This is a genomic window from Brachybacterium squillarum M-6-3 (assembly GCF_000225825.1).
GTDB lineage: Bacteria > Actinomycetota > Actinomycetes > Actinomycetales > Dermabacteraceae > Brachybacterium > Brachybacterium squillarum.
Window position 1 is genome coordinate 183,093 of sequence record NZ_AGBX01000006.1, and the last position, 13,954, is coordinate 197,046.

Annotated in this window: 10 protein-coding genes; 5 read left to right on the top strand and 5 right to left on the bottom strand. The window is 73.0% G+C overall.

The genetic code is table 11. The annotated features are described in order from the left end of the window. Nucleotides 1-8: 8 nt before the first annotated feature. The 4 genes from OM98_RS08655 to OM98_RS08670 all read left to right on the top strand — a co-directional run bounded on the left by OM98_RS08655 (nt 9) and on the right by OM98_RS08670 (nt 2,954). Nucleotides 9-410: a GNAT family N-acetyltransferase gene (locus tag OM98_RS08655; RefSeq protein WP_050812657.1), complete on the top strand. Its 402-nt coding sequence runs from the start codon at nt 9-11 to the stop codon at nt 408-410. Further along, entirely contained in the window at nt 407-937 is a 531-nt protein-coding gene (locus OM98_RS08660; protein WP_010534224.1) for a low molecular weight protein-tyrosine-phosphatase, read from the top strand. The genes OM98_RS08655 and OM98_RS08660 overlap by 4 nt, the downstream gene beginning before the upstream one ends. Continuing rightward, nucleotides 934-2,427, top strand: coding sequence for an amidase (locus OM98_RS08665; RefSeq protein WP_010534225.1), 1,494 nt, complete (start codon nt 934-936; stop codon nt 2,425-2,427). Before OM98_RS08660 ends, OM98_RS08665 begins: the two co-directional genes overlap by 4 nt. A 161-nt stretch (nt 2,428-2,588) precedes the next feature. Next, nucleotides 2,589-2,954 (top strand): RNA-binding S4 domain-containing protein, encoded by a 366-nt coding sequence (locus OM98_RS08670; protein ID WP_029362784.1) that lies wholly within the window; start codon nt 2,589-2,591, stop codon nt 2,952-2,954. Between the two features lie 104 nt (nt 2,955-3,058). Here OM98_RS08670 and OM98_RS08675 read toward each other — a convergent pair whose 3' ends face one another. Beyond that, nucleotides 3,059-4,417, bottom strand: a complete 1,359-nt coding sequence (locus OM98_RS08675) for a PrsW family intramembrane metalloprotease (protein WP_083837751.1) — start codon at nt 4,415-4,417, stop codon at nt 3,059-3,061. A gap of 606 nt (nt 4,418-5,023) precedes the next feature. Here OM98_RS08675 and clpB point away from each other — a divergent pair. Beyond that, nucleotides 5,024-7,714, top strand: coding sequence for an ATP-dependent chaperone ClpB (gene clpB / locus OM98_RS08680; RefSeq protein WP_010534228.1), 2,691 nt, complete (start codon nt 5,024-5,026; stop codon nt 7,712-7,714). Between the two features lie 86 nt (nt 7,715-7,800). On the opposite strand, the gene OM98_RS08685 is transcribed toward clpB, so the two are convergent. The 4 genes from OM98_RS08685 to panD form a co-directional block, all read right to left on the bottom strand. Beyond that, nucleotides 7,801-8,970 (bottom strand): hypothetical protein, encoded by a 1,170-nt coding sequence (locus OM98_RS08685; RefSeq protein WP_010534229.1) that lies wholly within the window; start codon nt 8,968-8,970, stop codon nt 7,801-7,803. A gap of 180 nt (nt 8,971-9,150) precedes the next feature. Further along, nucleotides 9,151-12,078, bottom strand: a complete 2,928-nt coding sequence (gene leuS / locus OM98_RS08690; RefSeq protein WP_010534230.1) for a leucine--tRNA ligase — start codon at nt 12,076-12,078, stop codon at nt 9,151-9,153. Nucleotides 12,079-12,479: 401 nt separating this feature from the next. Continuing rightward, on the bottom strand, nt 12,480-13,406 hold the full coding sequence (locus OM98_RS08695) for an AEC family transporter (RefSeq protein ID WP_029362786.1): 927 nt from the start codon (nt 13,404-13,406) through the stop codon (nt 12,480-12,482). Between the two features lie 119 nt (nt 13,407-13,525). Further along, a complete protein-coding gene (gene panD / locus OM98_RS08700) occupies nt 13,526-13,951 on the bottom strand; it encodes an aspartate 1-decarboxylase (RefSeq protein ID WP_010534232.1) in 426 nt (141 codons plus the stop codon). Nucleotides 13,952-13,954: the final 3 nt, after the last annotated feature.

A 13,954-nucleotide genomic window follows, 5' to 3' on the forward strand; every position in this document is an offset into this window, starting at 1 on the left:
TGATCGGCATGGACGAGAGCCATGTGCACAACGGGGGGTCCGGGGACGGGCCGCAGGTGATCCACGACGAGGATCGGGACCGTTTCGAGGTGCTCGAGGGCACCGCCGTACTGGGGGTGCTCGCCTATGCGGAGGACTCCGTGCTGATCGACGACGACGGCTCCGCCCAGCCCGTGCGCGACCTGCGCTCGACCGTGGTCTCGCCGGAGCGCTCCGGCCGCGGCATCGGCTCGATGCTGGTGTCCGCCGCCGTGGAGGACGCTCGCGAACGGGGCCTGCGGCTCCGCGCCACCTGCTGGTTCGCCCGCGGCTGGATCGACCGCCACCCCGAGGCGGCGGGGCTGCTCGCGGATGAGGACACCGGCGCGGGCTCGCCCGGCGCCGACGGGACCGGCGAGGGACGGGCATGACCGCGGCCCCCTTCCGCGTCCTCACCGTCTGCACCGGCAACATCTGCCGCTCCCCGATGGCCGAGTACGTGCTGCGCGACGCCCTCGAGCAGGAGGGCCTCGGGGACCGGGTCGAGGTGGCCTCTCTCGGCACCACCGGCTGGGAGGTCGGCAACCCGATCGATCCCCGCGCCGGGGCGATCCTGCGCGAGCACGGCCTGGACCCCTCCGCCCACCGCGCCCGCGCCACCACCCGCGAGGAGCTGGCCGGGGCGGACCTCGTGCTCGCCCTGGACCACGACCACCTCGGCCCGCTGCGGCGGATGCTCGGCGACCGCGCCGAGGACACCCTGTTCATGCTGCGCGACTTCGACCCGGCCGAGCCGGAGGACACCGGCATCCGCGACCCCTGGTACGGCGGCGAGGAGGACTTCCAGACCGTCTGGGACCAGATCACCGCCGCGACCGAGGGCCTGGTGCCCGCCATCAAGGAGCGCCTCGCCCCGCGGGATCCCGCGAGCGGGGACAGCGCGGCAGAGCCCCGATGACGGGGCAGCACGCCGCCCCGTCCGCGTCCGTGCCCCCGCTGGGCGCGCTGGGGACCGCCGCCGCGCTGCGTCGCGGCGAGCTCGACGCCCGCGACCTCATCGGGACCACCCTCGCGGCCGCCCACGATCGCGGCGCGGCCCACGGAGCCTTCGCCCACCTGCTGGAGGAGCGCTCCCACCGCCAGGCCGAGGCCGCCCATGCCGTCATCACGGCTGCCTGCCGCGCGGGAACCCTGGAGGAGCTGGCCGCCCGCCGGCCGCTGCTGGGGGTGCCCCTGCCGATCAAGGACCTCACGCGCATCGCCGGGGAGCCCTTCGAGGCCGGCAGCGTGCTGCTGCGTGGCAACCGCGCCGAGGTCACCGACGGGGTCGCCCAGCGCCTGCTGGATGCCGGCACCGTCACCATCGGGAAGACCTCGACCCCCGAGTTCGGGATGCCTTGCTACACGGAGCCCGCGACCGGCGCGCCCGCCCGCACCCCCTGGGACCCCCGTCGCACCGCCGGGGGCTCCAGCGGTGGTGCCGGGGCAGCGGTCGCGAGCGGCGTGGTGCCCCTGGCCCATGGCTCCGACGGCGGCGGCTCGGTGCGCATCCCCGCCGCCTGCTGCGGTCTGGTCGGGATCAAGCCGAGCCGGGGCCGCATCAGTCCGGGCCCCCATGGCGGGGAGGGAATGGGACTGGTGACCGACGGGATCCTCGCCCGCTCCGTGGTCGATGCCGCTGCCGGCCTCGACCTGATCGCGGGCCCCGGACCGGGGGACTACCTCAGCGCCCCCGGATCGGCCCTCGCGCCCGGTGCCTTCACGGCCGCCGCCCAGGGGCCGGAGCCGCAGGCGCTGCGCATCGGCGTGCTCACCGCGCCGCTGGCCGCGGAGACCGCCGTGCATCCCGCCGCGCTGCGCGGGGTGGAGCGTGCCCGGGCCCTGCTGGAGGCGCTCGGCCACGAGCTGGTGGAGGTGCCCGCCCCCTTCACCCCCGAGCAGTGGCGCAGCTTCATGCCGCTGTGGACCGTCGGCGCCGCCACCATCGAGGTGCCCGAGGAGCGTGAGGGTGAACTGATGGAGCTCACCCGCTGGCTGCGCGCGCAGGGCCGCGACTGCAGCGGCACCGAGCTGGCCACAGCGTTCGCCGGGGTGCAGGCGCTGGTGCGGCGCACCGGGCAGGCCTGGGCGGAGCTGGGCCTGGACGTGGTGCTCACGCCGTCCCTCGCCGCGCCGCCCGCGCTCCCCGAGACCCTGCAGCGGCCCTCCGGCGCGGACGACTTCGACGCCCAGTGCGCCTTCACGCCCTGGACCAGCAGCTGGAACATGTTCGGCTGGGCCGCGATCTCGGTGCCCCTGCACCGGGAGGAGATCGAGGGGACCCTGCTGCCCTTCGGCGTGCAGCTCGGCGGCACCCGCCCCGGCACCGAGGCGCAGCTGCTGGCGCTCGCCGCGCAGCTGGAGGCCACCGACCCCTGGCCGCTCCTCCCGCCGGAGCCGGCGGCATGAGCCCGGCACCGGAACGCGCCGCGGCTGTCCCGCCCGAGGGAACGCCCCAGCCGGAGCAGACGACGACACCGGGGCAGGTGGTGGCACCTGGGCAGGCGGCAGACTCGGAGCAGACGACGGAGCCCGACCGTTCGGCCGCGCAGCGCCTCGCGGTCACCACGGTGCGGGCGGACGTGTGGCTGTGGAGCGTGCGCCTGTATCCCAGCCGCAGCGCCGCCACCGCCGCCTGCCGCGGCGGACACGTGCGCCGCGACGGCGAGCCGCTGAAGGCCTCGCAGCGGATCGAGGCGGGGGAGGAGCTGCGGGTGCGCTCCCCGGGCCGGGAACGCATCGTCGAGGTGCGGGTGCTGCTGGGCAAGCGGGTCGGGGCGCCGATCGCGCGGCTGGCCTACGAGGACCGCACACCGCCCCCGCCGCCGCCGCAGCTGCTCGCCGCCCCGCCGCGTCGCGACCGGGGAGCGGGCCGGCCCACCAAGCGCGAGCGGCGCGCACTGGACCGTCTCCGCGGCCGCGACCCGCAGGCCTGACCGGAATCGTCGGACCCGGACCTCACGACGGACGCGACCCCGGACTGAGCAGACGACCGCCCGGACGCCGACCTCCTCGTCGGTGCCCGGCCGGCGCGCAGCGCTCAGGCGGCCTGCAGCAGGGCCTGCCGGTTCAGCGAGAGACGCTGCAGCAGCGCCGCCTCCTGCGCGACGGCCTTCGGGGCGGCCCCGTCGGCCAGCAGCCGCTGGCGCACCGAGGCGAGGTCCGCGCTCTCCCGGATGAACCGCTTCATCACCGGCTTCTGACCGATCTGCGCGGCCCAGCGGCGACCCTCCCGACGGCCCTTCCAGGTGGCGAGCATGTCGACCTCCTCGTGGGTCAACCAGCCCATGTTGGCGTAGTCGCCCAGTCGCACCCGGGTCAGTCGCGCCTCGTCCCAGACCAGGATGCCGATGAGGATGAGCCAGCACAGGGACAGCAGCGCCTTCACGCCGAACTGGGCCAGCATCGCCAGGCCGCCGGTCATCAGGCTCGCGCCGAGGTTCCAGCCCGCATGCAGCAGGATGCCCGGGATCAGCGCCACCACGATCACCAGCACGCCCGGGAGGGTGCCCCACCTGCGCACCACGTACCCCATGATCACGCCGGTCATCGAGGTGTAGATGGCATGCCCGAAGATGTTCAGGACGCCGCGCATGATGAACAGGGTGACCACGCCCTGCGCCCCGTACTCGGTGGCGATGCTCGAGTAGTAGAGGATGTTCTCCGTGAAGGCGAAGCCGCCGCCGATGAGCGCGCCGTAGATCAGGCCGTCCAGGGGGCCGTTGAAGTAGCGCCGTCCCACCAGCAGCAGCAGGACCAGGCCGAGGCCCTTGGTCGTTTCCTCGACCAGCGGTGCGCTGAACACGGCGCCGACGATGTCGGAGGTGCGCATGCTCCCGGAGATGTCGTAGGCGATCATCCCGACGAAGGTGTTCACCCAGAAGCTGATGAAGGTCGCGATCGCCGCACCCCAGAAGATCGCGATGAGCAGCAGCGGGATCGGCTGGGGGTCCCAACGGTCGGCCAGGAGCATCACCCCGGCGATCACCAGCAGGGAGACCAGGGCCAGGAAGGCGGTGGCCGGCCACCAGATCAGGGTGCCGGAGCCGCCGGTGTTGCCCATCGCGAAGAGCACGAAGAAGAAGCCGAGCACGAGGAGCAGCGCGATCGCGAGCACGGTGACGATGATCCAGGCGGCGATGGACACCTTCGGCACCACGGCCTTGGTCTGGGCGACCTCCTGCACCCGCCGGGTCTGGGTGCTCCAGGCGGAGGCGGGCTGGGCCTGCTGCGGCGGGTGCAGCGGGGCGGGGGCGTAGCGCGCCGCGGTGAGACCCGGGGCGGGCCGCATCGAGGTGTCGTACGCCCGAGGGTTGCCGTAGTCCACGTAGCGCGGCGCGGGCCCGGATCCCGGCCCCTGACCGGAGGGGGCGCCCGGACGGGGGCGGCCATTGGGCATCACGGGTCCCCGACCCTGCCCGGACGGCGGGACCTGGCCGGCGGGCGGACCGTGGCCGGGAGGAGGGCCGCCTGCGTGCTGCGGGGCGGGGCCGGGGTGCTGCTGCCCGGGCTGCTGCGGGGACCCGGGGCCCGGGTACGGCGGCTGCGTCATCGGATGCTCGAACTCTCTGTGCGGGGAACGGGTCGGGCCCGGTGCGGACCTCGACCCGGAGGAGGACCACGGCGGTGGGGATCACGACGCGGATCGGGGACCCCGATCCGTCCGTCCCGACCCCCGGCGGGACGAAGCGAGTTCACAGCGCGTCGCGATGATGCGATGCTACAGGTGATCTGCGCCACCGCGGGAAGTATCCCGCGCGGGCGGATGGGTGTTTGTGCTGGTCGTGGCCCTCATGGCCCAGATGTGGGGAGGAGTCACCACTCGATAGGCGGAGGATCTGAAAGTTGAGCGGAATACGCTCAAAGTTAATGTCGTTGACACGGAGGACCGGCGAGGAGGACGACCGGCGGACACCCGGACCACGAGCGGGGACATCCCGCGGACACCCGGACCGATCCCCGCGTCCCCGCACCCATCGCCACCACGACCACAGGAGGGAGCCCGATGGAGTTCCAGTTCACCACCCGATCCCAGGAAGCGGTCGCGGCGGCCGCCCAGCGCGCCGCGGAGGCGGGGAACCCCCAGGTGGGGTCCCTGCACCTGCTGGCCGCCCTGGTCGACCAGCCCGACGGCATCGGCCGCGCCGCTCTTGCGGACGCCGGCGCCGACCCCGCCGAGGTGGCCCGCCGCACCGAGGAGGCCCTGGCCCGACAGCCGCGTGTGCAGGGCGAGGCCGGTGGACACCCCACCTTCGTGGGTCCCGGCTTCGACGCGCTCGAGGCCGCCCGGAAGGCCGCGGACGCGGCCGGCCGCACCTACCTGTCCACTGAACACCTGATGCTCGGCATCGCACTCGGGGAGGACGACGCCGCCCGCATCCTCGCCGAGGCCGGCGCGACCCCGGAGCACCTGCGCGATGCCATCACCCGACTCACCGCCGGAGAGGACACCATGACCGCACCCGATACCGAGAATCCCGAGAGCAGCTTCCAGAGCCTGGAGAAGTACGGCGTCGACCTGACCGCCCAGGCCCGCGAGGGCCGGCTCGACCCCGTCATCGGCCGCGACACCGAGATCCGTCGCGTGGTGCAGGTGCTCTCGCGCCGCACCAAGAACAATCCCGTGCTGATCGGCGAGCCCGGCGTCGGCAAGACCGCCGTCGTCGAGGGCCTCGCCCAGCGCATCGTCGAGGGCGACGTGCCCGACTCGCTGCGCGACAAGCGCCTGATCTCCCTCGACCTCTCCTCGATGGTCGCCGGCTCGAAGTACCGCGGCGAGTTCGAGGAGCGGATGAAGGCGGTGCTGGACGAGATCCGCTCCAGCAACGGCCAGATCATCACCTTCATCGACGAGCTGCACACCGTGGTCGGCGCCGGGGGCACCGGCGACGGCGCGATGGACGCCGGCAACATGCTCAAGCCCATGCTCGCCCGCGGCGAGCTGCGGATGGTCGGCGCCACCACCCTGGACGAGTACCGCGAGAACATCGAGAAGGACCCGGCGCTGGAGCGCCGCTTCCAGCAGGTGTTCGTGGGCGAGCCCAGCGTGGAGGACACCATCACCATCCTGCGCGGGCTCAAGGACAAGTACGAGGCCCACCACAAGGTCTCCATCACCGACGGCGCCCTGGTGGCCGCCGCCGGGCTCTCCGACCGCTACATCCCTGGCCGGCAGCTGCCCGACAAGGCCATCGACCTGGTCGACGAGGCCGCCTCCCGACAGCGCATGGAGCTGGACTCCTCCCCGGAGGAGCTGGACATGCTGCGCCGCCAGGTGGACCGGCTGAAGATGGAGGAGCTGGCCCTGGCCGGCAGCGACGACGCGGGCAGCCGCGCGCAGCTCGACGCCGTGCGCGGGCAGCTCGCCGACCGCGAGGAGCAGATGCGCGCGCTCTCCTCCCGCTGGGAGCGGGAGAAGGCCGGGCTGAACCTGGTGGGCGACCTCAAGGCACAGCTCGAGCAGCTGCGGATGCAGGCCGACCGCGCCCAGCGCGAGGGCGACCTGTCCTCCGCCTCGAAGATCCTCTACGGCGACATCCCCGAGCTGAAGACGCAGCTGCGTCAGGCCGAGGAGAGCGAGGCCAGCGGGGAGCTGGAGGGCGAGGGGCCGCTCGTGGCCGACCACGTCGGTGCGGACGACATCGCCGAGGTGGTGGGCGCCTGGACCGGCATCCCCGCCGGCCGGCTGCTGCAGTCCGAGACCCAGAAGCTGCTGGAGATGGAGGACATCATCGGCGACCGCCTGATCGGGCAGCGCCGCGCGGTGGCCGAGGTCTCCGATGCGGTGCGCCGCTCCCGGGCGGGCATCGCCGATCCGAACCGCCCCACCGGCTCCTTCCTGTTCCTCGGCCCCACCGGCGTGGGCAAGACCGAGCTCGCGAAGGCGCTCGCGGAGTTCCTCTTCGACGACGAGCGGGCGATGATCCGCGTGGACATGTCCGAGTACGGCGAGAAGCACACCGTCTCCCGCCTGGTCGGCGCCCCTCCCGGGTACGTCGGCTACGACGAGGGCGGCCAGCTCACCGAGGCCGTGCGGCGACGCCCCTATTCGGTGGTGCTGCTGGACGAGATCGAGAAGGCCCACCCCGACGTCTTCGACGTGCTGCTGCAGGTGCTGGACGACGGTCGGCTGACCGACGGCCAGGGCCGCACCGTCGACTTCCGCAACACGATCCTCATCCTCACCTCGAACCTGGGCGCGCACGTGCTGCAGGACCCTGTGCTCGGCGAGGCCGAGAAGGTCGAGAAGGTGATGGAGATCGTGCGGGCCTCCTTCAAGCCCGAGTTCCTGAACCGGCTGGACGACGTGGTCATGTTCGATGCGCTCACCCAGCGGGAGCTCTCCCACATCGTGCGGCTGCAGGTGGCCTCCGTCGCCGAGCGGCTGCGGGACCGCCGCATCGCGCTGGTGGTCGACGACGCGGCCACCGAGTGGCTCGCCGAGGTCGGCTTCGACCCGCTGTACGGGGCGCGCCCGCTCAAGCGCCTGGTGCAGAAGGAGATCGGGGACGCGCTCGCGCGGATGATCCTGCGCGGCGAGGTCCACGACGACGAGACCGTGCTGGTCACCCGCGCCGAGTCCGGCGACGGCCTGTCCCTGCGGGTGCGCGAGGGCGATCAGCGCCCCGAGCACGCGGAGGACGGCTCCGCCGGCGATCACCACGATGCCGACGAGGGTGCCCGCCGCGAGGAGTGATCCCCGCGTCGCGGCCCGCCCCACCCGGGGACGGGCGGCGCGGTCTCCGCGGTGCCCGGCTCCCGGTCCCGACCCGTGCCCCTTCCTCATGACGGCCCTCGGTCGTCGTAGGGGAGGGGCACGTGGCGTCTGCGGGCGTCGTAGAGGTTCTGGGCCCCGGTGTGGTCGTCCCGTGCAGCCTGCATGCCGTCCTCCCAGCCCTCGAGCGTGCTCCCGGCCGTCTGCAGGGTCGCCGCGTACCCGGGAGCGAAGGGCTCGACGACCCCGGCCGCCGCGTCCGCGGTGTCCGCCCCGGCACCCAGCCAGGGACTGATGCTGTCCGGCATCACGGCGTCCGAGCCGGCGTCGATCCCGCGGTACACGCCCTTCTCGGCGGCTGCGACGGCTCCCCCCGGATCACCGTCCGCGAGTGCGCTGCCGATCTCGACGTGGGTCTGGATGTTGTTGGCGACGAGCCGGTCCACGCCCTCGAGGGTCTGATTGATCGCACCGTCCTGACCGAGCACGGCTCCGGAGGCGGCCCAGGGGATGCGGACGGCGTCCACGGCCGGGGTGAAGGCCCCGAAGCCGTTGTCCTCCATCCGCGTCTCCAGGGCGTCCAGCCCGGAGCCGGCCTGCTCGTGCATGGCGATGGCGCCCTGGACGGCCCCGATGGTCGTGCCGACCACGGGGATCTTCGTGACCGCGGCGCTCCGGACCCGGCTCACCGCGCCGACCAGCTCCGGGTTCAGCTCGGTGCTGTCCTCGGGGAGGGGGCCGTCGACCGGGCCGGTCGGCGCCGCTCCCGCAGCGAAGGGGTATGCGAAGGGCGTGCCCCGGTACTTCCCTGCCTCCTCCCAGGCGTCCCTCCACCTCTGAGGATCCGCGCCTCCCGGCAGCCGGATCGGCCCGCCCGGGCTCCCGACCGGATCGTTCCAGCCCTCGGGCGGTTCCCAGTCCCTGATCTCGCCGAACAGGCCGGCCCGCACCTGCCACAGCCCGTGCTCGTCGGGGGAGGAGGTCAGCTCCTGCTGCTCGGCGTCCTCGCGGATCATGCGCATGATGCCGAGCAGGTCCCCGCCGAGCCGGTCCATCTCCTGGGTGGCGGTGCGGGTCCCTTCCCGGTGGCCGTCCCCGTCCGGGCCGTCCCAGCGGGTGGAGGAGGAGCTGCCCTGCAGCAGATCCACCAGCTCCTGGATGCGGCGCGCCCCCTCGAGGAGACGCTCGGCGTGCTCGTCCAACTGGTGCGGGTCGCAACCCCAGAATGTGCTGTCCATGGCCTGACCGTAGGCAGCGGCTCCACCGGCCGCGCCCCGGTGGTGGCGGCGGTGGACGACGGTGCGGTGGGGAGGACCGGCGCAACCGGAGGGGGCGGGCACCGGTCTCCCGATGCCCGCCCCCGGCGGTTCCGCGGTGCGCGCGGCGGTCCTCGGACCGCGGCGCCCAGCAGACAGTGCTCAGACCACGATGTTCACGATCCGCGGCGCCTTCACGATGACCTTGCGGACGCTCTGGCCCTCGAGCAGCTGCTGCACCCGCTCCTCGCCCATCACCAGGGTCTCCAGCTCGGCCTCGCCGATCTCCGGGTCGACCTCCAGCTTGTGGCGGACCTTGCCCTTGACCTGCACCACGCAGGTGACGGTGTCGGCCTTCACCAGCGCCGGATCGGCCACCGGGTAGGCGGCGCGCGCCAGGGAGCCCTCGTGGCCCAGGCGGGACCACAGCTCCTCGGCCAGGTGCGGGGCGACGGGTGCGACCATCAGCACCAGCGGCTCGACGGCCTCGCGCGGGGTGCCCTCGGCGCCCGCCTTGGTGAGGTGGTTGACCAGCTCGATGAGCTTCGCGATCGCGGTGTTGAACTGCATCCCCGCCATCTCGCGGGTGACGCCGTCGATGGTGCGGTGCACGGCCTGGCGGGTCGCCAGCGGCGCCTCCTCCTCGGTGACGCGCAGGGCACCGGTCTCCTCGTCGACGGCCAGACGCCACAGGCGCTGCAGGAATCGCTGGGAGCCGACCACGGCGCGGGTCTCCCAGGGGCGGGAGAGGTCCAGCGGGCCCATCGACATCTCGTAGACGCGCAGGGTGTCGGCCCCGTACTCCTCGTACATGTCGTCGGGCGCGACCGCGTTCTTCAGCGACTTGCCCATCTTCCCGTACTCCTGCGTGACGGGCTCGCCGCGGTAGGTGAAGGTGCTGTCGGCCTCGGCCACGACCTCCTCGGCGGGGACGTACACGCCGCGGGCGTCGGTGTAGGCGTAGGCCTGGATGTAGCCCTGGTTGAACAGGCGGTGGAAGGGCTCCTGGCTGCTCACGTCGCCGCGGTCGAACAGCACCTTGTGCCAGAAGCGGGCGTACAGCAGGTGCAGCACCGCGTGCTCGACGCCGCCGACGTACAGGTCCGCGCCGCCGACGGAGCCGTCCTCGCGCGGGCCCAGCCAGTAGGCCTCGTTCTCGGGCCGCACCAGGTGCTCGGTGTCGCTGGGGTCCAGGTAGCGCAGCTGGTACCAGGAGGAGCCGGCCCACTGCGGCATCGTGTTGGTCTCGCGGCGGTACGTCTTCGGGCCCTCGCCCAGGTCCAGCTCGACCTCCACCCAGTCGGTGGCGCGGGACAGCGGGGTCTGCGGCTCGGTGTCGGCGTCCTCCGGATCGAAGGTCTTGGGGGAGAAGTCCTCCATCTCCGGCAGGGCGACCGGCAGCATCGACTCCGGCAGCGGGATGGGGGTGAGCGGGTCCGCGGGGTCGTAGACGACCGGGAAGGGCTCGCCCCAGTAGCGCTGGCGGGAGAACAGCCAGTCCCGCAGCCGGTAGGTGGTGCGGGCCCGGCCGAAGCCGCGCTCGGTGGCGTACACGGTGGCGCGGCGCTTGGCCTCGTCCTTGTCCAGGCCGTTCAGGTCCAGGTCGGCGCTGGCGGAGTTGATCTTCTCGCCCTCGCCGGTCCAGGCGCCGCCGTCGAAGCCCTCGGGCGGGCGGACGGTGCGGATCACGGGCAGCTCGAAGCGCTCGGCGAAGGCGAAGTCGCGCTCGTCCTCGGCGGGCACGGCCATGATCGCGCCGGTGCCGTAGCCGGTCAGCACGTAGTCGGCGGTGAAGACGGGCACCTGGCGCCCGTCCATCGGGTTGGTGGCGAGCAGGCCGGTGAACACGCCGGTCTTCTCGCGGTCCTCGGCGGTGCGCTCCTCCTCGCCCAGCGCCGCGGCGCGGGCCTGGTAGGCGGCGACGGCGGCGCGCGGGTCGGCGGCGCCCCCGGTCCAGGCGTCCTTCGTGCCCTCGGGCCAGGCCGCCGGCAGCACGGCGGGGTCGGACAGCAGCTCGTGCTCGGGGGAGAGCACGCAGAAGGTCGCCCCGAACAGGGTGTCGGCGCGGGTGGTGAAGACGTCGAAGGTGTGCTCCCGCCCGTCGGCGGTGCCCACGACGGGGAAGGTGATCTGGGCGCCCTCGCTGCGGCCGATCCAGTGCCGCTGCATGATGCGGATCGACTCGGGCCAGTCCACCCGGTCCAGGTCGTCGGCCAGGCGGTCCGCGTAGGCGGTGATGCGCATGTTCCACTGCCGCAGGCGACGGCGGAAGACCGGGAAGTTGCCGCGCTCGCTGCGGCCGTCGGCGGTGACCTCCTCGTTGGCCAGCACGGTGCCCAGGCCCGGGCACCAGTTCACCGGGGTCTCGGAGATGTAGGCCAGGCGGAAGCAGTCGGCCAGCTCGGCGATCTCGGCATCGGTCGCGGCGGTGACGGCGGCGGCGTCGGCGCCCTGCCAGCGGGCGGGCAGCTCGATGCCCTGCCGCTCGGCCAGGGCGATGGGGTCCACGGTGCCCGCGCGCAGCTCCTCGCGCAGTTCGGCGATGGGTCGGGCGCGCCCGGTGATGCCGTCGACGTTCGTCGCCTCCGGGTCGTACCAGGAGTCGAAGATCCGCAGGAAGATCCACTGGGTCCACTGCACGAACTCGGGGTCGGTGGTGGACAGGGAGCGGCGGGCGTCGTGGGAGAGCCCCAGCCGGTGCAGCTGGCGGCGCATGTTCGCGACGTTCGCCTCGGTGGTGGTGCGCGGGTGGGTGCCGGTCTGCACGGCGTACTGCTCGGCGGGCAGGCCGAAGGCGTCGTAGCCCATCGTGTACAGCACATTCTTGCCCAGCATCCGCTGGTGGCGAGCCACCACGTCGGTGGCGATGTAGCCCAGCGGGTGACCCACGTGCAGCCCCGACCCCGAGGGGTAGGGGAACATGTCCATGATGTAGATCTTCTCGCCCAGCTCCTCGGCGCTGCGGCCGTCCGCGAGGGCGCCGACGGGGTTGGCGGCCCAGAAGGTGCCCTCCTCGTCCCAGCGCTGCTGCCAGCGGCGCTCGATCTCGTCCGCCACGGCGGCGGTGTAGCGGTGCGATGCCTCGCTCATGGATCCTTCGCTTTCGGTTCGGGTGGGTGCTGCCGGGGTGCTCCTGCGCCGACGGGTCGCCGACATGAAAAAACCCCCGCACAGGCGAGGGGGCCGCGGCGGTGCCGGCATCGGGCGCCGGGGGCGCCGCGGGTGCGGGCGGTGATCCGTCGCGGCTAGGGAAGCAGGAGCTCTCGAGCCACGTGCTCAGCCTAGCGCACCGGCGATACGCACCTTGGCGGCGTCCGTGGCACCTCGGACCGGGGTGCGTCACGTCCGTGCGGGTATCCGCCGAGGTGCGTCACGAACGCGTCGGAATAGCCCCTCCTATCCGACGCGAACGTGGCGCACCCCCGTGCGGGCGAGGGGTGGTCGGGACGTGCGGGGCGCGAGGGGCAGGTGGGGGGGCGCTGCGGGCGTGCTCAGACGCCGAGGAGGCCGGAGACCAGCAGCAGCACGACCACGGTGCCGATGGTCGTGATCAGCACGGTGTCCCGGGCGAGGTTCTCGCCGGCCTGGTAGCGGGCGGCGGCGACGAAGACGTTCTGCGCCGTCGGCAGCGCGGCCATCACCACCACCTCGTAGAGGTCGTGCCCGCGCAGGTCCAGGGCGAGGCCCACCCCGAGGGCGATCAGCGGCATCAGCACGAGCTTCGCGGTGGAGGAGATCGCGATCAGGCCGCGATAGCCGTCGGCCTTGGCCAGGGGCTTCGAGCCGTTGAGGGAGAGCCCGAAGGCGAGCAGCATCGCGGGGATCGCCATCTGGCCGAGGGAGGCGAAGGGCTCCAGCACCACCTCGGGCAGGCGCACCCCGGCCAGGGACAGCACCATGCCGATCACCGAGGCGATGATCGTGGGGTTCGCGCCGATCGAGCGGGTCACGCCGCCGAGGCCGGGGGAGCCCTTCTGCGTCGTCGTGTGCAGGACGAACAGGTACAGCGGGGTGTAGACGGCCTGCTGGAACAGGATCACGGGGATCGCGTAGGAGAGGTCGCCGAGCACGTACGCCGCGATGGGGAAGCCCATGTTGGCGCCGTTGACCACGGAGCCGCTGATCGCGGCGACGGTCACCTCGGAGGCGTCACGGCGGGTGAACAGCCGCAGGCCGAGGAACAGCAGCACACCGGTCGTGAGGCCGGAGACGCCGGCCACCGCCATCGCGGGGGAGAACACCTCGCGTGGATCGGTGTCCAGCAGGCTGGAGAGCACCAGGGCCGGGGAGGCGACGAAGAAGGTGGTGCGGTTAAGCACGTAGCGGCCGTGGGGGCCGAGCACCCCGGTGCGTCCGACCACCCAGCCCACGCCGATCATCGACCAGACGATGAAGAACCCCGCCAGCACCCCGCTCATCGGGGGAGGCGGGGGTCAGGGAAGCTCACCCGTGGATCCTATATGGGTCGTGCGACGACGGGGAAGCGCTGTCCGCGGTGTGGCCCGCGGTGCGGCGGGCCGGTGACCGGGTGAGGTGGTCAGCGGATGCCGATGCTCTCCCGGCCGCTGATCTGATCGGGGGCGCCGGGGACCGGCTCGGCGGCGTCCTCACCGACGGCGACGATGCGGTTGTCGGCATCGACGTGCACGACCGTCGGCTCGTGGGCGATCACCTCGGCCTCGTTCATCTGCCCGTAGGCCATGATGATCACGAGGTCGCCGGGGGAGACCAGGTGGGCGGCGGCGCCGTTGATGCCGATCACGCCGCTGCCGGGCTCGCCGCGGATGACGTAGGTCACCAGGCGGGCACCGGAGGTGATGTCCGCGATGGTGACCTGTTCGTTCTCCACCAGGCCCGCGGCGTCCGCCAGCTGGGCGTCGATGGTCACCGAGCCCACGTAATGCAGGTCGGCCTGCGTCACGGTGGCGCGGTGGATCTTCGAGGTCATGAGGGTGCGCAACACGCC

Excerpts from the sequence above, each read along its gene's own strand:
- OM98_RS08655 (WP_050812657.1), top strand. The coding sequence starts at position 9 with ATGGACGAGAGCCATGTGCACAACGGGGGGTCCGGGGACGGGCCGCAG.
- OM98_RS08660 (WP_010534224.1), top strand. The coding sequence starts at position 407 with ATGACCGCGGCCCCCTTCCGCGTCCTCACCGTCTGCACCGGCAACATC.
- OM98_RS08665 (WP_010534225.1), top strand. The coding sequence starts at position 934 with ATGACGGGGCAGCACGCCGCCCCGTCCGCGTCCGTGCCCCCGCTGGGC.
- OM98_RS08675 (WP_083837751.1), bottom strand. The coding sequence starts at position 4,417 with ATGCCCAATGGCCGCCCCCGTCCGGGCGCCCCCTCCGGTCAGGGGCCG.
- clpB (WP_010534228.1), top strand. The coding sequence starts at position 5,024 with ATGGAGTTCCAGTTCACCACCCGATCCCAGGAAGCGGTCGCGGCGGCC.
- OM98_RS08685 (WP_010534229.1), bottom strand. The coding sequence starts at position 8,970 with ATGGACAGCACATTCTGGGGTTGCGACCCGCACCAGTTGGACGAGCAC.
- leuS (WP_010534230.1), bottom strand. The coding sequence starts at position 12,078 with ATGAGCGAGGCATCGCACCGCTACACCGCCGCCGTGGCGGACGAGATC.
- OM98_RS08695 (WP_029362786.1), bottom strand. The coding sequence starts at position 13,406 with ATGAGCGGGGTGCTGGCGGGGTTCTTCATCGTCTGGTCGATGATCGGC.